This is a genomic window from Brenneria sp. g21c3, from assembly GCF_040240345.1.
GTDB lineage: Bacteria > Pseudomonadota > Gammaproteobacteria > Enterobacterales > Enterobacteriaceae > Brenneria.
In genome coordinates this window covers 181191-201848 of sequence record NZ_JBEIAB010000006.1, presented here as the reverse complement: position 1 = coordinate 201848, position 20658 = coordinate 181191, and the positions used below count along the sequence as shown (strand labels likewise).

The following is a 20658-nucleotide window of genomic DNA, read 5'->3' as shown; positions in this document are numbered from 1 at the left end:
CTCACTGACGCTGATCGTCCAACGCGACGCCTTGCGGCGGGGTAAACGTAAATTTTGCCGAATCAACTGCGCTATTTTGCTGATTTTTCAGCACATAGGTACTACGTTGCCCGTCCTGCTCGGTGGCGACGAACTTTTTAATGGTGCCGTTGTTGGTTACGCTGATGGAAAACTGCTTAAGATTGCCGGTGGCCGACTTTGGCGTTAGCTCAAAATCATCACCCTTTTGCTTCACGTCATAGTTACGCCAGTCACTGGCGTCATTACGCGTAATCAGCATAAATGGCGTATTGCCGGTCGCATCTTTTAACCAGGTGGCGGTGACCTGCTCGACAAACGGATTATAAAACCAGAGCGTTTTACCATCAGAGACCAATACGCTTTCATCCGGCGATGTCGTTTGCCAGTTAAATAGATTAGGCCGCTTTAACCACAGTTCGCCCTCGCCTTCCTGCACGGCGGCGCCGTCAGCGCTCGTTACCGTTTGACTGAAGCTGGCATGAAAACTGTTCACTTTACTGAGTCGGCTTTGCAAATCACCGGCGGCATCGGCATACGCCGCCGTGGATGTTATTCCTGACGCCAGGCAACAGGCGACCAACCATTTCTTCATCATACAAAATCCTTTGAATTTACCGACATCACAGCAATCGCTGTGAAGAAATCAGACTCGCTGCGTAGTCAATACTTTAGCTGAACCCACTCCGGCAGCGATAGGCGAATTGTCTGCTAATGACCGCTTTTACGCTTCTTTGCATAAGGGCTGCAAACGCAGCCCTTATTATCTTTATTCCACTGGCGGCGGCGCCAACACTTCGCGGTTGCCGTTATGTCCGGGCGAACTGACGATGCCTTGCGCCTCCATCTGTTCGACTATACGCGCGGCGCGGTTATAACCGATGCGGAACTGGCGCTGCACGCCGGAAATAGACGCTCTGCGCTTATCCACCACAAACGCCACCGCCTGATCGAACAGCGGATCCAGCTCTTCATCGCCATCCAGGCTGAGTCCGCCGCCTTCTCCGTCATCACCGCCGCTGACGATATTGTCAATATATTGGGGTCGTCCGCGGGCTTTCCAATCCTGCACGACGGCGTGAACTTCCTGATCGCGGACAAAAGCGCCGTGTACGCGCACCGGTATCGACGAGTTGGGCGCCATGTATAGCATATCCCCCATTCCCAGCAAAGATTCGGCCCCGCCCTGATCGAGGATGGTGCGAGAATCAATCTTACTGGATACGGTAAACGCGATGCGGGTCGGGATATTGGCTTTAATCAAACCGGTAATCACATCCACCGAAGGCCGCTGGGTCGCCAACACCAGATGAATACCGGCGGCACGCGCTTTCTGCGCCAGACGGGCGATAAGCTCTTCAACCTTCTTGCCTACCGCCATCATCAGATCGGCGAATTCATCGACCATCACCACGATATAAGGCAGTTTCTCCAAAACCGGCGGCGTCATGTCCATACTGTCGCCCGGCTTCCAGAACGGGTCGGGGATCGGACGCCCCATCGCATTCGCTTCCATTACCCGCTCATTGTACCCGGCAAGGTTACGCACCCCTAACGCCGACATCAGTTTATAGCGGCGTTCCATTTCACCGACGCACCAACGCAACGCATTCGCGGCATCTTTCATATCGGTGACGACTTCCGTCAACAGATGCGGAATACCTTCATAAACGGAAAGCTCCAGCATTTTCGGGTCGATCATGATAAAGCGAACTTCTTCCGGCGTCGCCTTGTACAACATACTGATGATCATGGCGTTAACGCCGACCGACTTACCGGAACCGGTGGTACCGGCCACAAGCAGATGCGGCATCTTCGCCAGATCGGCCACCACCGGTTGCCCGGCGATATCTTTACCCAGCACGATGGCCAGCGGCGAAGAATTATCGCGGAATTTGGCGCAATCCAGCACTTCCCGCAGGTAAACCGTTTGGCGATGCTTGTTCGGCAACTCCAGCCCCACATAAGGTTTGCCCGGTATCACCTCGACAATACGCACCGCCACCACCGACAGCGAACGCGCCAAATCGCGCGACAGGTTGGAAATTCGCGCCGCTTTCACCCCAGGGGCCAAATCCAGCTCAAAGCGGGTAATGACCGGTCCGGGATAATGATCGACGACCTCGGCTTTTACCCGGTAATCGCTCAGGCGAGCCTCAATCAGGCGCGCGGTTTGCTCAAGCGCGAAATTATCCACCGGCGCCTCGCTCGCCGGCGGCGGCGTCAGTAAGTCCAGCGTCGGCAACGGCGTCGTCGGTTTTTGCAAAGGCTGATCGTTACGCATCAGGAATGGATGGATAAGGCTATCCATTATCGATTGGCGCGCCGCCGGCGCCTGTTCGTCCTCAGAGTCCGCATCTTCGGCCGCGGACATCGCCTGCGCCGGCTGATGGAAGTCAGCGCTTTCATCGACACGCGACGCCGTCGGCGCATTGTGAGGCGTTTGCACAGGTACTGAAGGCTCAGGCAGCGTGAACAAGGGCTCGCTGGGGCCGTCATCGACCAAATCGGCCAGGGGCGAAAAACCCAGTACCTGGCTGCCCGGTAAATTAGACAAGGCGGAACGATCCAACGTCGGCTCATGCTTCTGGGCGTGATCTTCCTTCGCGTCATAACGCGTCTGCTGTTGGGCGGCAAAATCTTCCGCCAGTCGAGCCTGCAATAGCGCCTGTTCGTCTTCTTCCTGCAAAGGATATTCTTCGCCGTAACGCTGACGCTGTTGCTCAATATATTGTTGCTGTAGCGCCGCTTCCTGCTGAGCGATATCGTCCGGCGTCGCCTCATCATGCGCCGGGTCGCCGGCGGTATCGCTGTTCATCTGCGACGCTCTGGCCTGCTGCTCGGCCAGACGTTGCGACGGCAGCTTGATGCCGTAGGAAGCCAGTTCCCGGCGGGTTGGAATACGCACCGGATTGGGTCTCGGCAACTCAGGCCCGACGCCCTGTTTGACCTGTGGGTTCCCTGCTTCATCAGCGCTGAAGGCCGGCATAAACGTATTATTGGCCGTAAATGACATCTTCGCGTTTTCTGAGGCTTCAGCCGACGCCGCGCCGGGCGAGCGATCGATAGGATGTTCAACCTGCGGTTGCGCGATCGGCGGCGTATCCGCGCTGCCGTGGGGATGATAAGCCTCTGCGCCGCCGTCAGGCGTTGCCGGCGCTGACTCAGGCACCTCGAATGAATACAACGGCGGATTAAGCGTTGATGCGGCATCAATCGGTTGCGCGACGGGCTGTACGGACTCGGTCGGTTCATGCCGGGCTTCGCCCTCCGCCGGCCTTGATTCCGTCGCCGGTTCCGGCGCAGAAGCGGCGTTTTCCCGCACCTCGGGATCGGCATCGTTCACCGACGGCGCGGAAAACAACACAGCATCTTCGTTATCTATGGATGCGACCGGCGCAGACTGATGCGCCGGAAGCTCGGCCTCGTTCAGAACCTGGTCGTCAGGCTCGCTATCATGACGTGAACGGTTGGACATAAACGTCAGGCAGCCCAATACCGCCGCCCCTATTTTTTCCGCAATCGTCAACCATGACCAACCGGTAAACAACGTCAGCCCCGCGGCCCAGACGCACAATAGAATCAGCGTCGCCCCCATGTTATTAAAACGGGGCGTCATCGCGCTGCCAAGCAGGCTCCCCAGCACGCCGCCGGAGGCGAAATAGTAGAGATCGTCGATATTCAACGCGGCTAAGCCGCAGGACGTCAGAATTAACGCCAGCGTACCAATGAGGCGTAAAGAAAAGGTGAAATAGTCAACCGAGTTTTGGTTATCGCGCTGGCGAAAAGCCGACCAGCACAGGCACAGCATAATCGGCGGAATGGCATAAGCCAGCACGCCAAAAACAAAGAACAGGGTATCCGCCAGCCAGGCGCCCGCCACACCGCCAAGGTTATGGATAGGCTCATGCCACGCGGTCTGGGACCAACTGGGATCGGACGGGCTAAAACTGAGCAACGCGACGCCGATATACACGGCAAACAGCGCCACGACGATCAAAATCGCTTCAAGTAAACGGCGGGTACCGCTGAGTTTCCTCAGGGTAATGACTTTATCTTCTGTATATTCCTGGCTCAAGAGTCTCTCCAGGGGCCTGTAAAAGGTTATGACAAAGCGCCGAGGAAGACCCGGCGCTGAAACTGTATAAATTCACAGGAGTGTAGCTGAATTTATCGGGTTTTGCACCCATGCAATTATCGGGTCTTAATGACCAGACGGTTGCTTTGCTTAACTTCTTCCATCACCACATAGGTGCGGGTGTCGTTGACGCCCGGCAGTCGAAGCAGTGTTTCACCCAGCAACTTACGATACGCCGACATATCCGGCACGCGGGTTTTCAGCAGATAGTCGAAATCACCGGAAACCAGATGACACTCCTGAATTTCTTCAAGTTTTTGCACCGCTGAATTGAATTGTTCAAACACATCGGGCGCGCCGCGGTTTAGCGTTATTTCAACGAAAACCAGCAGCGAGGCGTCCAGATAGTGCGGATTCAGCAGCGCGGTGTAGCCGTTAATAAAGCCCTGTCGCTCCAGGCGACGCACACGTTCCAGACAAGGCGTCGGTGATAAGCCAACCCGTTTGGAAAGTTCAACATTGGAAATACGCCCGTCTTTTTGTAATTCGTTCAGGATGTTGCGATCAATACGATCGAGATCTTTTCCTGGCCGCTTTTTAGTCTCTACCATTATTATTGTCTCTCTTCATTCTTCCCTGCTCCTGCTACACTCCGACCGACTTCAATGTATCAGAGCCACCCTAAAGAAGACCCGCTGTCTATTTTGTATATCAAACGTCATAGCCCGTTGCGTTACTATCCGTTATCGCCATGCGCTATAGGAAAATATCAAACCAGGCAAAAGCGATTTATCCGTGGCGCAACGACCAGCCAGACAGGCAACGAATAAAAAGCCGAGCTTTCAACTATTCACATACAAAAAATTTCCTCTTACCCAGATGTTTTCGCAAAAGCGCAGCGGATTGTCAAAGTAAAACAACTAAAATCAGAAGAAAGTACCAAATCAAATAAGGCAGAGCGGCGCTCCGGGGCGCTGTCAGTCATTTTACTTATGAATATGGCTGATCTATCAGCCATTTATTGCCATCATCGTCGTCAGCGATTAAACAAATAGCTAACAACTTCGCCACACGCTTTTTTTACTCGGGTAATTTCCTTACAATCACCGCTATTGTCCGTCATCGTGAAATGAGGAACTCATGGGTACCGTTAAACACCACAAGTTATTGATTCTGGGGTCAGGCCCGGCAGGCTACACGGCCGCAGTTTATGCTGCCCGCGCTAATTTAAAGCCGGTGCTCATTACCGGGCTGGAGAAAGGCGGTCAGTTGACGACGACTACCGAAGTAGAAAACTGGCCGGGCGACGCAGAAGATTTGACTGGTCCTCTGCTTATGGAGCGCATGCATGCCCATGCGGAGAAATTCAATACCGAAATCATCTTCGACTACATCCAGCGTGTAGATTTGCAAACGCGCCCGTTCCGCCTGTTTGGCGATAGCGATGAATACACCTGCGACGCCTTGATCATCGCAACCGGCGCATCCGCGCGTTATTTGGGATTGCCTTCCGAGGAAGCGTTCAAAGGTAAAGGCGTGTCCGCCTGCGCCACCTGCGACGGATTCTTTTATCGCAATCAGAAAGTGGCCGTGGTCGGCGGCGGCAATACCGCGGTTGAAGAAGCGCTGTACTTGTCCAATATTGCGGCCGAGGTTCATTTGATCCATCGCCGGGACAGCTTCCGGTCAGAAAAAATCCTGATAGATCGCCTCATGGATAAAGTGCAAAACGGCAATATCATCCTGCATACCGACCGTACGCTTGATGAAGTTCTTGGCGACGATATGGGCGTAACCGGCGTGCGCCTGCGCGACACGCGCACGGACGCCACTGAAGAGCTGGAACTGGCCGGCGTATTCATCGCTATCGGCCATAGCCCCAATACCGGCGTATTCGGCGATCAGCTCGAACTGGAAAATGGTTATATCAAGGTGCAATCCGGTATTCACGGCAACGCAACCCAGACCAGCATTCCCGGCGTCTTTGCCGCCGGCGATGTCATGGATCATATTTATCGTCAGGCGATTACATCCGCCGGCACCGGCTGTATGGCCGCGCTTGACGCAGAACGTTACCTGGATGGATTAGCCTCCGCCAAATAACATGCCTTCGCCATCCGGGCGCGCCCTTTCTCCGGATGGCTATTTCCCCCGCACGCGACACAAAAATTGATCATCTCCCGCCTTTTCGTTTGCAGAGCGCTTTTGTCGAGGTAACATGGCGCCATTCTGAGCATTGAAGTCCGTGGTTGTTAAGCAACGGTTATATAAGCGTTATTTTCAATCAACAATCCCGCACTCAAAACGAACCGGCATCTGATGAAAAAAAACAGACAGCAAGAACTCACTCATTGGTTGAAGCAACAAAGCAAACTGGCGCAACGTTGGTTACGCCTCTCACTGTTACTGGGATTTTTGAGTGGGATACTTATTGTCGCGCAGGCATGGCTGCTGGCGTCTCTGCTGCATGCCTTGATTATCGAGCACGCGCCGCGTGACTCCCTGCTTTCCTCTTTCCTTTTGCTGGCCGCGACCTTTGTCTTGCGAGCGCTGAACAGCCTGCTACGAGAACAGGTCGGCTTTATGTGCGGTCAGGCCGTCCGGCGACAAATCCGTAAATTGGTGCTGGATCGGCTACAACAATTAGGGCCGGCCTGGGTTCAGGGCAAGCCGGCCGGAAGCTGGGCCAGCATGATTCTGGAACAGATCGAAGATATGCAGGATTACTATTCCCGCTATCTGCCGCAAATGTATCTTGCCGCCCTGATTCCCCTGCTCATCCTGATTACGATCTTCCCGATTAACTGGGCGGCGGGCCTGATTCTGTTGCTGACCTCACCGCTGATCCCTCTCTTTATGGCGCTGGTGGGAATGGGCGCCGCGGATGCCAACCGCCGTAACTTTCTGGCGCTGGCGCGCTTAAGCGGCCATTTCCTGGACAGGTTGCGCGGTCTGGAAACCCTGAGGCTGTTTAACCGGGGACGTGCGGAGACGGCGCAAATCAGCAGCGCGTCCGAAGACTTCCGCAGCCGCACCATGGAAGTTCTGCGCATGGCTTTTCTCTCTTCCGGCGTGCTGGAGTTTTTCGCCTCCATATCTATTGCCGTGGTCGCCGTTTACTTTGGTTTCTCCTATCTGGGAGAGCTGAATTTCGGTCATTACGGCGCAGGCGTCACGTTGTTCGCCGGATTTCTGGTTTTAATTCTGGCCCCGGAGTTTTTCCAACCGCTGCGCGACTTAGGCACGTTTTACCACGCGAAGGCCCAGGCCGTCGGCGCGGCGGAGTCACTGGTAACCTTTCTGGCGGCGGAAGGCGAAACGGTCGGTTTCGGCGAACATGAATTCAGTAATGATAGCGCGATAGAAATCCAGGCCAGCGAACTGGTCGTTCTGGCGCCCGATGGCGCCCCGCTGACACAGCCGCTGACCTTCACGCTGGGCGCCGGCCAGCGAATTGCGCTGGTGGGGATCAGCGGCGCAGGAAAAAGTTCCTTGCTGAATGTGCTGCTCGGCTTTCTGCCCTATCGCGGTTCGCTTCGCGTTAACGGCATCGAATTGAATACGCTGTCATCGACATCATGGCGACGACAGCTGAGCTGGGTAGGACAAAATCCGCATCTGCCGGAGCAAAGTCTGCGCGACAATATTTTGCTCGGCAAACCGCAGGCCACCGAGGATGAGTTGCAACAAGCCGTTGAGCGCGCCTATGTGCATGAGTTTCTACCGCAACTGCCGCAGGGTCTGGATACGCTGGTCGGCGATGGCGCGGCGCGTCTTTCCGTCGGCCAGGCGCAGCGTATCGCGGTAGCCCGCGCGCTCATCAAGCCAGGCAATCTGTTACTGCTCGATGAACCGACCGCCAGTCTGGATGCCGACAGCGAACAGCGGATAATGGCGGCGTTAAACGCCGCCGCGCGTCATCAGACGACGTTGTTAGTCACCCATCAACTGAATGACGTTATCGATTACGATGAGATTTGGGTGATGAACGACGGACAGTTAATACAACAGGGGAATTATCAGACGCTCAGCACACGGCCAGGCGCCTTTGCCGAGCTCATCACCCAACGTCAGGGAGTGTTGTGATATGTCTCCTCAAAAAACGGCCATGCAGGTTTTAAAACCTTTTCTGCTGCTTTATCGCCGCCATATCTGGCGCTTAAGTCTGGGCGTTATTCTGGCTATTGTGACGCTGCTGGCCAGTATCGGGCTGCTTACGCTGTCCGGCTGGTTCCTGGCCGGGGCGGCATTGGCCGGCATCGCCGGGCTATATACTTTTAACTATATGCTGCCCGCCGCGGGCGTGAGAGGCGCGGCGATAGCCCGTACGGCCAGCCGTTACGCGGAAAGGCTGGTCAGCCACGATGCGACATTCCGCGTATTGCAGCATCTGCGCGTCTTTACCTTTGCGCGCATTTTACCCTTGTCGCCCGGCGGCATCGCACGATTTCGCCAGGCGGAACTGCTGAACAGACTGGTCGCGGATGTCGATACGCTCGATCATTTATACCTGCGCGTTATTTCACCGATTGTCAGCGCGTTGTTGGTCATTTTGATCGTCACTTACGGCCTGAGCTGGCTGGACGCTTCGCTGGCGCTGACGCTGTGCGCCATCATGCTGGTGCTGTTACTGCTGCTACCGGTGATATTCTACCGGGCAGGCCAGTCCATCGGGCAAGACCTCACGGCGTTACGGGCTCAGTATCGGCTTCAGTTGACGACCTGGCTACAGGGCCAGGCGGAATTGACCGTTTTCGGCGCCCTCGCCGCGTCACGCCGCCAACTGACGCTGTTAGAAACGCGTTGGCTGAAGCGACAGCAGCAGCAGGCCAACCTGACGGGACTTGCTCAGGCGCTGATGCTGCTGTGCAGCGGAATGACGGTGACGTTAATGCTCTGGCTGGCGGCCGCGGGCATTGGCGGAGACGCGCAGCCCGGCGCGTTGATCGCCCTGTTTGTCTTCGCGACGCTGGCGGCTTTCGAAGCGCTGGGGCCGGTAGCGGGCGCGTTCCAACATATGGGACAGGTTATCGCTTCCGCCGCCCGCATCGACCAGATTATCCGGCAACCGCCGGAAGTCACTTTCCCCGAACAAGGTCCGGCGCGATCTACGACGGCCGCGATTGCTGTAAATAACCTCAGTTTCACCTATCCGGAGCAGCCATTGCCGGTGCTGAATGATATTTCGCTGAATATTCGCGCGGGTGAACACCTGGCGCTGCTTGGCCGGACCGGCTGCGGTAAATCCACCCTGCTGCAATTAATTACCCGCGCGTGGAATTGCCGGCAAGGCGACATCACGCTGAATGGCCATCCGCTTAGCGCATGGCGCGAAGATGAACTGCGCGGCATGATGAGCGTCGTGCCGCAGCGCGTCCACATTTTCAGCGCCACGCTGCGCGACAATCTGCTGCTGGCCGCGCCCGATGCGCACGACGAGCGACTGGCGACAGTGTTACAACAGGTGGGGTTGGATAAACTACTGGAAAATGAAGGGCTGAATGCCTGGCTGGGCGAAGGCGGACGTCAGCTCTCCGGCGGCGAACAGCGTCGTATCGGTCTGGCGCGCGCGTTACTGCACTCTGCGCCGCTGGTGCTGCTGGATGAGCCGACCGAAGGCCTGGACGCCGAAACCGAACGGCGTATTTTGCGGCTATTGCGGCAGCACTGCGAAGGAAAAACGCTGATTGTGATTACACACCGGCTATATGAGTTAGAATCAATGGATCGAATTTGCGTTATGGACGGCGGGCAGATCGTTGAACAAGGAAATCATCATGCATTGATGGCATTGCAGGGGCGCTATTGGCAATTTCACCAGCGCATTTAATCATCGGCGGCCTGTTGCACGGGCCGACGTTTACCAATCATCCGGATATTATGAAACTGTATCAGCTTGCCGCCGATTCGCTCCGCTTTCCTGACCCGGCATATGCGCTGGACGAACCAAACGGGCTGCTGGCGATCGGCGGCGATCTTTCCCCCGCCCGGCTGAAAGCCGCCTATCGCCAGGGCATATTTCCCTGGTATTCGCCCGGCGAACCGATTTTATGGTGGTCGCCCAATCCGCGCGCGGTATTGTTTCCCGGAGAATTTCATATCAGCCGCAGCATGAAGAAGTTTCTGCGCAAACACGATTTTGAGGTCACCATCAATCATGCCTTTCATGACGTGATTCGCGCTTGTGCCGATGAACGTGAGGGCGGAACCTGGATTACCCCGGAAATTATTCTGTCTTATGGTGAACTTCATCAGTCAGGACAAGCACATTCCGTCGAAGTGTGGCAGAATGGCACGCTTGTCGGCGGGCTATACGGTATTTCGCAAGGCGGCCTGTTCTGCGGCGAGTCAATGTTCAGCCGCACCGACAACGCATCTAAATATGCGCTGCTGACATTTCAGCAGCATTTTATTCATCATGGCGGGTATCTGATCGACTGTCAGGTACTGAACGCGCATACCGCTTCATTGGGCGTGTGCGAAATTCCCCGTGATCGCTTTTTGCAATTTCTTTTTCAGCTACGGGATAACCCGGTGGCTGATAGCTGTTGGCAGCCGCAAACGTTGGCTCAGCCACAGTGATAATAGACAGCGGCCGTTTATAAATAATCATCAGTTGATGAACGCGCCTTTACATAATGTGGGTTTTTCGGCATTATCTTGCCGGTTAAAAACAAAGGTAGTTACACCTAGAGGATTCGATGGCCAAAGAAGACAACATTGAAATGCAAGGCACCGTGCTTGATACGCTGCCCAATACCATGTTCCGCGTTGAATTGGAAAACGGGCACGTGGTTACCGCTCATATCTCCGGTAAAATGCGTAAAAACTATATCCGCATCCTGACGGGTGACAAAGTCACTGTAGAGCTGACCCCGTACGACCTGAGCAAAGGCCGCATTGTCTTCCGCAGCCGTTAACCGGCTCGCCCGTCGCTGACAACAGCGATATCCGAGGATGTTCCACCTCTGCTGCCCTTTCCGTTACCGGCAAGGGCTTTTGCGTTTCGGGCGGTAATTCGCCTGTCGGCGTCAACCGTTTTATGCGTAAAAAAGGGCGATGCTTGCGCATCACCCTTGATCGAGCCTTGCCGGTTGACCCCAACCCAACCCTCCCCTTGTCAGAGGAGGGAGTTGCACCTCACCCTGACAAGGGGAGGCCGGGAGGAGGTGCCGCGAGCCTAATGAACGGCGCCTTCCGCTTTACGCTTCTGGGCGCTCTGGAAGCCGTAAGTGAGCTTCTGAGTCTCTTTATCCAGTTCAACCTTGACGGAACCGCCGTCAACCAATAAACCGAACAGCAGTTCATTCGCCAGCGGTTTTTTCAGGTTTTCCTGTATGACTCTCGCCATCGGCCGCGCGCCCATCGCTTTGTCGTATCCTTTCTCGGCCAGCCAGTCGCGAGCCTCGTCGCTGACTTCCAGCGATACGCCTTTCGCATCCAGTTGCGCCTGCAACTCAACGATGAATTTATCCACCACCTGCTGAATAACGTCCGTAGACAGATGGTTGAACCAGATGATGCCGTCAAGGCGGTTACGGAATTCCGGCGTAAACACCTTCTTGATCTCTTCCATCGCATCGGTGCTGTTATCCTGCTGGATAATGCCGATAGAGTTGCGCTGGGTCTCCCGTACGCCGGCGTTGGTGGTCATCACCACGATCACGTTGCGGAAGTCGGCTTTACGGCCGTTATTGTCCGTCAAGGTGCCGTTATCCATCACCTGCAACAGCAGGTTGAACACATCGGGGTGCGCCTTCTCGATTTCATCCAGCAGCAGCACCGAATGCGGATGTTTGATCACCGCGTCGGTCAGCAGACCGCCCTGATCGTAGCCGACATAGCCCGGAGGCGCGCCGATCAGACGACTGACGGTATGGCGCTCCATGTACTCGGACATATCGAAACGCAACAGCTCGATATCCAACGCTTTCGCCAGTTGCAGCGTCACCTCCGTTTTACCCACGCCTGTCGGCCCGGCAAACAGGAAAGACCCGACGGGTTTGCGGTCTTGCCCTAACCCGGCCCGACTCATCTTGATGGATTCGGACAGCGCCTCAATCGCCTTATCCTGACCGAACACCAGCATTTTCAGCCGGTCGCTCAGGTTTTTCAGCACATCGCGATCGCTGGCGGAAACCGTTTTTTCCGGAATACGGGCGATACGCGCCACCACGGACTCGATATCCGCCACGTTAACCGTCTTCTTGCGCTTGCTGATCGGCACCAAACGGCTGCGGGCGCCCGCTTCATCAATGACGTCGATCGCTTTATCCGGCAAATGACGATCGTTGATGTATTTCACGGCTAACTCGACGGCGGCGCGCACCGCTTTCGCCGTGTAGCGTACGTCATGATGCGCTTCATACTTCGGTTTCAATCCGTTGAGGATCTGCACCGTCTCTTCCACGCTCGGTTCGGTGATATCGATTTTCTGGAAACGACGCGCCAGCGCCCGATCCTTTTCAAAGATATTGCTGAACTCCTGATACGTGGTGGAACCGATCACGCGGATCTTGCCGCTGGATAACAGCGGTTTAATCAGGTTCGCGGCGTCGACCTGACCGCCGGAAGCGGCGCCCGCGCCGATAATGGTATGAATTTCATCAATAAACAGGATGCTGTTCTGATCCTGTTCCAACTGCTTTAACAGCGCCTTGAAGCGTTTTTCGAAGTCGCCGCGATATTTTGTACCCGCCAGCAAAGAGCCGATATCCAGCGAATACAGCGTGCAATCCGCCATCACGTCCGGCACGTCGCCCTGCACGATACGCCAGGCAAGCCCTTCCGCAATCGCCGTTTTACCAACGCCGGACTCACCGACCAGCAGCGGATTATTCTTACGGCGACGGCACAATACCTGAATGGTTCGCTCCAGTTCTTTATCCCGGCCGATCAGCGGGTCAATCCCGCCAACGCGTGCAAGCTGGTTCAGATTGGTGGTGAAGTTTTCCATACGGTCTTCCCCTCCGGTCTGCTCTTCATTGACTGGATTTTCCGGGTTTGGCGCCTGCCCGGACTCTTCTTTACGCGTTCCGTGCGAAATAAAATTCACCACGTCCAGACGACTGACATCGTGTTTGCGCAGCAGGTAGGCGGCCTGAGATTCCTGCTCGCTGAAAATGGCGACCAGCACGTTCGCGCCTGAAACCTCGCTGCGACCGGATGACTGGACATGAAAAACCGCGCGCTGCAACACCCGCTGAAAGCTGAGCGTCGGCTGAGTTTCGCGCTCATCATCGCCCTGCGGCAGCGTCGGCGTGGTTTGTTCAATAAAGGTTTCAAGCTCCTGACGCAACGCGGCTAAATCCACCGTACAGGCTTCCAGCGCTTCTCGGGCGGCCGGATTACTGAGCAGAGCCAATAACAAATGCTCCACGGTCATAAACTCGTGTCGGTGCTCACGCGCTCTGGCGAAAGCCATGTTGAGACTGAGTTCCAGTTCTTGATTGAGCATAGGCACCTCCCCCAATAAATTGCCTGACTTCAGGCTTTTTCCAGCGTGCAGAGCAACGGGTGCTCATTTTCTCTGGCGTAACGATTGACTTGTACGACTTTGGTCTCAGCGACTTCAGCGCTGAACACGCCGCAGATCGCCTTTCCCTGATAATGAACTGTCAACATCAGTTGCGTTGCACGTTCAATATCATAAGAAAAGAACTTTTGCAGAACGTCAATAACAAATTCCATCGGCGTGTAATCATCGTTGTTCAACAACACCTTATACATCGATGGCGGTTGCAGTTTTTCTTTGTATTGATCTGCCGTCAGGTTCTCTGATTGCGACCACGTCTTGTCGTTTCCCATTGTCTATCCAACATCATCTGAATATCATCGTACCGAGTTATATTTACAGTACCACGTCTGCTTTTTGTTTTACCATCCAGTGACTGAAATCATTGTTCGCTGACAGGACTCACCGTCTTTTATCCCTCGAATCGACTGCATGACGCCCGGCAAAAGCCATCAATAGCGTTAGCTGTATCATATTTTGACAAACTGACCCAGGCCTTGAATGGGGATCGCTTGACGACGGGATCGATTTAACTAAAGTGTAGTGTTGAATTGATGAGGTTTTAATCAATTCGTATTCACGTAAACCAAATAACCTCACCTTACTTATAAAAATACTCTTGCGAAGGATGTCATGCATGGAGACAGGTACTGTTAAATGGTTCAATAACGCCAAAGGTTTTGGTTTCATCTGTCCTGAAGGTGGCGGTGAAGATATCTTCGCTCACTACTCAACAATTCAAATGGACGGATACCGAACGCTAAAGGCGGGACAGGTTGTCAGGTTTGATGTTCACCAAGGACCGAAAGGTAATCATGCAAGTCTGATCGTGCCACTGGTCAGCGAAGAAACCGTTGCCTGACACCGACTGTCTGCGCTTTACCCCAAAACCTCTTACCCTCTACACAGGTTAATACCTCTAAATGCTGGTCTCATCGACCGGCATTTTATTCCGGCCCCGACACTCCCCTCTTTACAACAATTTTGGGGCGGCGAAAAATAAATCAAGCCCAACCGCCTCATTCATTTTTTCACTCGTCTTGTGAAAGCGGCGGCGCTTAATCCGCGCGCCCGCGCGCCAGCCACAAGACGCGGGAAAACATACCGCGGATTAACGGCGGGATCGCGTCGCTCCCCATTGTTGCGGCCTCCATCGCCACTTCAATGGCTAAATCGGGTTTTGATGAACGGTGAATCGCTTTAACGATAATTTTATGCATTGATAACGGCACTTTTTCGGGAAGCTGCGCCACGCGATGATAAACATGCCCGAACCCCGCGCGATACATATAGTGTTCCATATCCAGCGCCGGTAGAACCGTCAGGTGATCCCGTTCTCGCTCACCCTGCGCGGTCAGCAGACTTTTCGCCGTCGCGGCATATTTTTTCCCCGCGTCATCACCGTCGACCAGCACATGCCACTCTATGCCCATCCGACGGGCGAACTTCAGCAACGGCCTCAGTCCCGACTGCGCAAACTCGATCACCTTAACGCCTTCCGCCTCAAAATGATGTCCGCATTGACGCGCCAGTTCATTCAGCATCCAAACTTCCGTTTCGCCTTCCACCAGCAGCCAGCAGCGGGCGAACAGCGACGAAGGCCGATTAAAGCGGATATGGAAAGCGATACGTCGGCTGTCTTCCGCATTCATCCCCTGTGGACCGATACGATAGGTCGCCACGCGCGATGATTCGCGCACCAGACGGCAAACCCGCTCCATCGGAACCAGCGACAACAGTTCGCCGGAGTTGGTCGTGCTGAGTTTCTGCAACGGCAGTTGCATCAACAGTCCCCACGCCACCGACAACATGATGGGATGCAATCGCGTTTCCGGGTCTTCGATCAACAGCAGCGGACGCGCGTGCGGATCCAGCGCCACGTCCCCTTTGGCTTGCAGAAGGGTGGAAAATAATCCCAGCAGGATAATGCGCCGGCTACGGCTGTTCGGCCCGGCAACCAGACGATTGATATTATCCAGCGCGCGCCAGGACTTACCGTTGTGAATCCGGGCATCCTTGTGATGACGCCGCTCGCGCAAGACGGCGTTCTGCTCGGAAAAATAGTGTTCCAGCAATTGGCGCATGGCCGCCAATCCCTGACGGAGATCTTTATCGGTCAGCTTTTGCGGATTCCGCGCCAGTTCCCGCATCAAGGTCTCAAACTGTTGAGCCAGTTTTTCATTGCTGTTCTCCACGGTCGCGTCCAGGGTTCCAGCACGTAAACGCCGCATAAAGCGGGCATCGCGCAGACGCAGCACCGGATGCAGACGAATCACCTCGCGCGCCAGTTCATCAATATTATTCAGCGCCAGCGGGTGTCCGTCGGCGTCGAGAAAACTTCGCCAGGTACACACCGACTGACTCTCATCGACCTCCCCTTCCAGGCGATAAAAAATCCGCCGCAATCCCCCATTCCCTTCGACCCATACCCCTTCCAGCGTGCGATAGCGCGGCGCAAGATGATGCCCCGGCCCGGTTTCGCAAAAAGTGAAAATCACCTGTAAATGATGTTCCCGGCTGGTTTCATCCCCCGGCGGAAAATGAAAATCCTGTAAGTCGAAATGATAGAGCGGCAGCGTCGGCGATAGCAGCAAAGATAAAGCGTCAAGCAGGCTTGACTTACCCCATGCATTCTCGCCGATCAGCACCGTGCTATCATCCAGCGTCAATGACAGGCGATTGATGCCCCGAAATCCCAGAATCTCGACACTCTCCAGATACATCCGCCTCTCCTTTGTCGTCCCGCTGATACGGACGTCATAATAAAACACCCTGTTGCATAAGTTCCGCCGCCAAGCGATACTTGGCTCAAGATGATAATTTGTTTGATTTTAATAGATTATGTCATTCTCCTCTCCCACCTGCGGCTTTTCTTGCTAAGGACGCCAAATCTGTGATGTATTCGGGCTTATTAATCATTTTATTGCCGCTTCTCCTCGGTTATCTGGTGACGCTTCGAACCCCAAAAACATTGCAGACAATCAATCAGGCGCTGAGCGGGATGGTTTATATCATTCTGTTTTTAATGGGCGTCAGTCTGGCATTTCTGGATAATATCGCCAGTAATCTGTTGCTGATTTTTCGCTACACCCTCATCTGCGCCATCTGCATCATTACGGTCAATCTGGCGGCGTTGTGGTTACTGGAAAAACGCCATGCCTGGCATGGCGCTCAGCAACGGGAAGCCCTGCCATCCCGGCTGCGGATGCTTCTGGAGTCGCTCAAGCTGTGCGGCGTGGTATTCGGCGGTTTTTTACTGGGACTAACCCAATGGCCCGGACTGTCTTATGCCAATAAGGGTAGCGAATATGCGCTGATCCTGCTGCTGTTTCTGGTCGGCGTACAGCTACGCAACAGCGGTATGTCGTTACGTCAGATCGTATTGAATCGTCGCGGTATGATCGTCGCGCTGGTCGTCGCCTTCAGCGCGCTGGTCGGCGGTTTGCTGGCCGCCTGGGCGCTCGACTTACCGTGGAAAACCGGGCTGGCGATGGCTTCCGGCTACGGCTGGTATTCGCTGTCCGGCATTCTGTTGACCGACGCTTTCGGCCCCGTTATCGGCAGCGCGGCCTTTTTTAACGATCTGTTGCGTGAACTGCTGGCCATCATGCTGATCCCGGCGCTGATTCAGCGCCACCGCGCCTGCGCGTTGGGCTTGTGCGGCGCAACCTCCATGGATTTCACCTTGCCGGTGCTACAGCGCAGCGCAGGGCTGGATATGGTGCCGGCGGCCATTGTGCATGGTTTTCTGCTGAGTCTGGCGGCGCCGATCCTGATGGCGTTTTTTTCCGCATAGCCGCGCGGGTCGCTTTTTGGCGAAGAGCAATTGAGACTCATTTTCATTGCAACGCATTGAAATTGCGCTAAATCAAATTTATCTCATGTCGCATTAAAAAAGCCTTCTTCGATATGTCGTCACCCTCTATGCTTTTAAACATGTATTTTTAATACACCTTAAAAAAGGATGTGATGATGTTTTGTGTGCAATGTGAACAAACCATTCGTACCCCGTCCGGAAATGGCTGCGCTTACGCGCGGGGAATGTGCGGCAAAAGCGCGGAAACCTCCGACCTGCAAGACCTTCTGGTCGCCGTATTACAAGGGCTATCCGCCTGGGCGCTGCAAGCCCGCCAGTTGGGTATCGTCGATCATGATATCGACAGCTTCGCCCCGCGCGCCTTTTTCTCCACGTTAACCAACGTCAACTTCGACTCGCAGCGGATTATCGGCTACGCGCGGGAAGCCATTACGTTGCGTCAGTCGCTGGCTACGCGCTGTCGTTTGCTGGATTCGGGCGTGGCCGTCACGCATCCTATGGCGGCGATCCAACTGGCCGGCGACGATATGCCGGCGCTGTTGCGGCAGGCGGCCGACTTTGCGCTGGACCATGATAAAACCAGCGTCGGCGACGACATTCACGGCCTGCGTATGCTGTGTCTGTATGGTCTGAAAGGCGCCGCCGCCTACATGGAACATGCTCATGTTCTGGGCCAATATGATGAGGCTATCTATACGCAATACCACACTTTTATGGCCTGGTTAGGCACCTGGCCGGCCGACGTGGACACGCTGCTGAACAACGCGATGGCTATCGGCACGATGAATTTTAACGTGATGGCGATCCTCGATCGCGGCGAAACCGAGGCGTATGGGCATCCGCAACCCACGACGGTTAACGTCCGCCCCGTCGCCGGCAAAGCGATTTTGATCTCCGGCCATGACCTGAAGGATTTACGCATGCTGCTGGAACAGACCGCAGGCAGCGGCGTTAATGTCTATACGCACGGCGAAATGCTGCCGGCGCACGGTTACCCTGAATTGAAGAAATTCAAACATCTGGTCGGCAACTACGGCAGCGGCTGGCAGAATCAGCAAACGGAATTCGCCGGCTTCCCCGGCGCCATCGTCATGACGTCCAATTGCATTATCGATCCCAATGTCGGCAACTACGGCGATCGCATCTGGACGCGCAGCATTGTCGGCTGGCCGGGCGTCAACCACCTGGCGGGAGATGATTTCAGCCCGGTTATCGATCAGGCGCGACAGTTGGCCGGGTTCCCTTACAGCGAGATAGAACATCCGATTACCGTCGGTTTCGGACGGGAAACCTTGCTGAGCGCCGCGGACACGCTTATCGATCTGGTCGCGCAAAAGAAACTTCGCCATATCTTTTTAGTGGGCGGTTGCGACGGCAGCCGTCAGACGCGCAGCTATTTTACCGACTTCGCCGTCAGGGTTCCGGACGACTGTCTGATTATGACGCTGGCCTGCGGCAAATACCGTTTCAACAAACTGGACTTCGGCACGCTGGAAGGCCTGCCGCGCTTGCTGGACGTCGGTCAGTGCAACGACGCCTATTCCGCCATTATGCTGGCGGTCAAACTGGCGGAAAAGCTGGACTGCGGCGTTAACGATCTGCCCCTCAGTCTGGTGCTGTCATGGTTTGAACAGAAGGCGATCGTCATCCTGCTGACCCTGCTGTCCCTCGGCGTGAAGAATATCTATACCGGCCCGACGGCGCCGGGATTCCTGAGCGAAAATCTGCTGGCGATACTGAATGAGAAGTTCGGCATGCGCGCCATCACCACGGTAGAACAAGACATGAATAACATTCTGGCCGCCTGAGCCGCCGCCTGCCGCACGGACGGATGCGCAAGCTGCAAGGCCGGCACATCGCCCAGTGCGATGCGCCGGCCTGTAGCCATCCGTTACCGGGTTACCGCAGCGGAGCCGTATTTCTCAAGCAGCGCGTCCGCAATCGCTTCCGTCTGCGCATCCGCGCTCCCCTGATAATTCCGGGGCCTGAAGTGCATCTGGAAAGCGGCGATAACCTGCTGTTTCTGGCGTTCGGTCATGTCATTCGCCATCGGATAGCCGTAGCGCGCCAATTTATTCAACAGACTCGCCGCGTTAACCGGTTCGTCCGGTTTCCGTCCCCGGAGGTAGAACGTCACCCGATTCGCGTCCGGCCATGCGCCTATCCCCGCCCGCGCCAGTTGCTCCCAGGGAAACAACGGCCCCGGATCCAACTTGCGCAGCGGCGCGATATCGCTATGGGCGACCACGTTTTGCGGCGCAATCTGATAACGCGCAACGATTTGTCGGGCCATATCCGTCAATACCGCAATCTGAGGCGGGGGAAACGGCGCCCATTTTACGCCGGTCAGCGTGCGTCGATAGCCGGCGTTTTCCAGTTCAATGCCAATCGACGAATTATTAAGACGCGTAAATCCACGCCAGCCGCTAGCCCCGGCATGCCACGCGGCTTGCGATTCAGGCACCAGTTGCCATACCACCGGCTTACCCTGATCAAGCGGCGGATGCGCCGGGATGAGGTAATGCGCGCTGACGTGTTCGTCCGTCAGCGTACTCAGCGAAGAGGAAAAATCCTCCGCCGTATAGTGGATCACCAGAAAACGGATACGCGATTCCTGAGCCTGCGCATGATGCGCGCTATCGACTTTATAACGGCCCAGATCCTTCAACGAAGACGCCGACTGGCACCCGGCCAGCAATAGCGACATCAGAATAACGAGGCATTTGATCATGACGTTCCCACTGTGATTTCTCGCCAGTTTGCTGTCTGAAGTGATAACGCATTGATTAACGGCGGACTTTCACCGCAGTCCCGCTGATTGACACCATCAGCATACTGCTGTCCTTGCCCACGGTTTCATAGTCGATATCGATCCCGACCACCGCATTGGCGCCCAGATCCGCCGCCTGTTCCTGCAATTCTTTGAACGCAATCTGTCTGGCTTTACGCAATTCCTTTTCATAAGCGCCGGAGCGCCCCCCTACGATGTCGCGAATGCCGGCGAAAAAATCACGGAAAATATTCGCGCCCAGAATCGCTTCGCCGGTCACGACGCCACAATATTCCGTAATGGTGAACCCTTCCAGACTCGGGGTGGTAGATAATTGCATAATGAGCTCCTGCATGATGGATGAACGTAACAGCCTATATTAACGCGCGTTTAGACGGCAACGGCTGTATCAAAACCGACGGTATTAACATAGCCGCTTTTCGTCATCGCGCGCAGCGGCT

The 20658-nt window shown here is 55.2% G+C and carries 16 protein-coding genes; 8 read left to right on the top strand and 8 right to left on the bottom strand.

Annotated elements, in window-relative coordinates:
• Position 1 precedes the first annotated feature (1 nt).
• The 3 genes from lolA to lrp form a co-directional block, all read right to left on the bottom strand.
• Complete coding sequence (lolA, locus tag ABRZ28_RS12080) at positions 2–613, bottom strand: outer membrane lipoprotein periplasmic chaperone LolA (protein ID WP_319602942.1); 612 nt, start codon at positions 611–613, stop codon at positions 2–4.
• Between the two features lie 174 nt (positions 614–787).
• Complete coding sequence (locus ABRZ28_RS12075) at positions 788–4096, bottom strand: DNA translocase FtsK 4TM domain-containing protein (protein WP_330520355.1); 3309 nt, start codon at positions 4094–4096, stop codon at positions 788–790.
• Between the two features lie 116 nt (positions 4097–4212).
• Complete coding sequence (lrp, locus tag ABRZ28_RS12070) at positions 4213–4707, bottom strand: leucine-responsive transcriptional regulator Lrp (RefSeq protein ID WP_172288140.1); 495 nt, start codon at positions 4705–4707, stop codon at positions 4213–4215.
• A 529-nt stretch (positions 4708–5236) separates the two neighbouring features.
• Between lrp and trxB the strand changes: the two genes are divergently transcribed.
• From trxB to infA, 5 genes are all read left to right on the top strand, one after another.
• Positions 5237–6199, top strand: a complete 963-nt coding sequence (gene trxB / locus ABRZ28_RS12065; protein WP_319602776.1) for a thioredoxin-disulfide reductase — start codon at positions 5237–5239, stop codon at positions 6197–6199.
• Positions 6200–6415: 216 nt separating this feature from the next.
• On the top strand, positions 6416–8182 hold the full coding sequence (cydD, locus tag ABRZ28_RS12060; protein WP_330520354.1) for a heme ABC transporter permease/ATP-binding protein CydD: 1767 nt from the start codon (positions 6416–6418) through the stop codon (positions 8180–8182).
• A 22-nt stretch (positions 8183–8204) separates the two neighbouring features.
• On the top strand, positions 8205–9926 hold the full coding sequence (gene cydC / locus ABRZ28_RS12055; protein ID WP_330520393.1) for a heme ABC transporter ATP-binding protein/permease CydC: 1722 nt from the start codon (positions 8205–8207) through the stop codon (positions 9924–9926).
• Between the two features lie 50 nt (positions 9927–9976).
• On the top strand, positions 9977–10678 hold the full coding sequence (gene aat, locus ABRZ28_RS12050; protein ID WP_330520392.1) for a leucyl/phenylalanyl-tRNA--protein transferase: 702 nt from the start codon (positions 9977–9979) through the stop codon (positions 10676–10678).
• Between the two features lie 119 nt (positions 10679–10797).
• Positions 10798–11016 carry a translation initiation factor IF-1 gene (infA, locus tag ABRZ28_RS12045; protein ID WP_002211347.1) on the top strand — a complete coding sequence of 73 codons (219 nt, stop codon included), beginning with the start codon at positions 10798–10800 and terminating at the stop codon, positions 11014–11016.
• Between the two features lie 260 nt (positions 11017–11276).
• On the opposite strand, the gene clpA is transcribed toward infA, so the two are convergent.
• Positions 11277–13553, bottom strand: a complete 2277-nt coding sequence (gene clpA / locus ABRZ28_RS12040; RefSeq protein ID WP_319602778.1) for an ATP-dependent Clp protease ATP-binding subunit ClpA — start codon at positions 13551–13553, stop codon at positions 11277–11279.
• 29 nt (positions 13554–13582) lie between these two features.
• A complete protein-coding gene (gene clpS / locus ABRZ28_RS12035) occupies positions 13583–13903 on the bottom strand; it encodes an ATP-dependent Clp protease adapter ClpS (RefSeq protein WP_319602779.1) in 321 nt (106 codons plus the stop codon).
• 344 nt (positions 13904–14247) lie between these two features.
• Between clpS and cspD the strand changes: the two genes are divergently transcribed.
• A complete protein-coding gene (cspD, locus tag ABRZ28_RS12030; protein ID WP_319602780.1) occupies positions 14248–14472 on the top strand; it encodes a cold shock-like protein CspD in 225 nt (74 codons plus the stop codon).
• 196 nt (positions 14473–14668) lie between these two features.
• Here cspD and ABRZ28_RS12025 read toward each other — a convergent pair whose 3' ends face one another.
• Positions 14669–16333 carry an ATP-dependent endonuclease gene (locus ABRZ28_RS12025; RefSeq protein ID WP_330520353.1) on the bottom strand — a complete coding sequence of 555 codons (1665 nt, stop codon included), beginning with the start codon at positions 16331–16333 and terminating at the stop codon, positions 14669–14671.
• Between the two features lie 173 nt (positions 16334–16506).
• On the opposite strand from ABRZ28_RS12025, the gene ABRZ28_RS12020 reads away from it, so the two are divergent.
• Together ABRZ28_RS12020 and hcp are read left to right on the top strand one after the other, a co-directional pair.
• Entirely contained in the window at positions 16507–17406 is a 900-nt protein-coding gene (locus ABRZ28_RS12020) for a LysO family transporter (protein ID WP_330520391.1), read from the top strand.
• 176 nt (positions 17407–17582) lie between these two features.
• Entirely contained in the window at positions 17583–19235 is a 1653-nt protein-coding gene (gene hcp, locus ABRZ28_RS12015; RefSeq protein WP_330520352.1) for a hydroxylamine reductase, read from the top strand.
• 83 nt (positions 19236–19318) lie between these two features.
• Here hcp and ABRZ28_RS12010 read toward each other — a convergent pair whose 3' ends face one another.
• Both ABRZ28_RS12010 and ABRZ28_RS12005 read right to left on the bottom strand, forming a co-directional pair.
• Positions 19319–20158, bottom strand: coding sequence for an N-acetylmuramoyl-L-alanine amidase (locus ABRZ28_RS12010; RefSeq protein ID WP_330520351.1), 840 nt, complete (start codon positions 20156–20158; stop codon positions 19319–19321).
• 55 nt (positions 20159–20213) lie between these two features.
• Positions 20214–20537: a heavy metal-binding domain-containing protein gene (locus tag ABRZ28_RS12005; RefSeq protein ID WP_330520350.1), complete on the bottom strand. Its 324-nt coding sequence runs from the start codon at positions 20535–20537 to the stop codon at positions 20214–20216.
• Positions 20538–20658 lie beyond the last annotated feature (121 nt).

Excerpts from the sequence above, each read along its gene's own strand:
- cspD (WP_319602780.1), top strand. The coding sequence starts at position 14,248 with ATGGAGACAGGTACTGTTAAATGGTTCAATAACGCCAAAGGTTTTGGT.
- cydD (WP_330520354.1), top strand. The coding sequence starts at position 6,416 with ATGAAAAAAAACAGACAGCAAGAACTCACTCATTGGTTGAAGCAACAA.
- lolA (WP_319602942.1), bottom strand. The coding sequence starts at position 613 with ATGAAGAAATGGTTGGTCGCCTGTTGCCTGGCGTCAGGAATAACATCC.
- hcp (WP_330520352.1), top strand. The coding sequence starts at position 17,583 with ATGTTTTGTGTGCAATGTGAACAAACCATTCGTACCCCGTCCGGAAAT.
- clpA (WP_319602778.1), bottom strand. The coding sequence starts at position 13,553 with ATGCTCAATCAAGAACTGGAACTCAGTCTCAACATGGCTTTCGCCAGA.
- ABRZ28_RS12020 (WP_330520391.1), top strand. The coding sequence starts at position 16,507 with ATGTATTCGGGCTTATTAATCATTTTATTGCCGCTTCTCCTCGGTTAT.
- aat (WP_330520392.1), top strand. The coding sequence starts at position 9,977 with ATGAAACTGTATCAGCTTGCCGCCGATTCGCTCCGCTTTCCTGACCCG.
- ABRZ28_RS12010 (WP_330520351.1), bottom strand. The coding sequence starts at position 20,158 with ATGATCAAATGCCTCGTTATTCTGATGTCGCTATTGCTGGCCGGGTGC.
- lrp (WP_172288140.1), bottom strand. The coding sequence starts at position 4,707 with ATGGTAGAGACTAAAAAGCGGCCAGGAAAAGATCTCGATCGTATTGAT.
- ABRZ28_RS12005 (WP_330520350.1), bottom strand. The coding sequence starts at position 20,537 with ATGCAATTATCTACCACCCCGAGTCTGGAAGGGTTCACCATTACGGAA.
- ABRZ28_RS12025 (WP_330520353.1), bottom strand. The coding sequence starts at position 16,333 with ATGTATCTGGAGAGTGTCGAGATTCTGGGATTTCGGGGCATCAATCGC.
- infA (WP_002211347.1), top strand. The coding sequence starts at position 10,798 with ATGGCCAAAGAAGACAACATTGAAATGCAAGGCACCGTGCTTGATACG.
- trxB (WP_319602776.1), top strand. The coding sequence starts at position 5,237 with ATGGGTACCGTTAAACACCACAAGTTATTGATTCTGGGGTCAGGCCCG.
- cydC (WP_330520393.1), top strand. The coding sequence starts at position 8,205 with ATGCAGGTTTTAAAACCTTTTCTGCTGCTTTATCGCCGCCATATCTGG.
- clpS (WP_319602779.1), bottom strand. The coding sequence starts at position 13,903 with ATGGGAAACGACAAGACGTGGTCGCAATCAGAGAACCTGACGGCAGAT.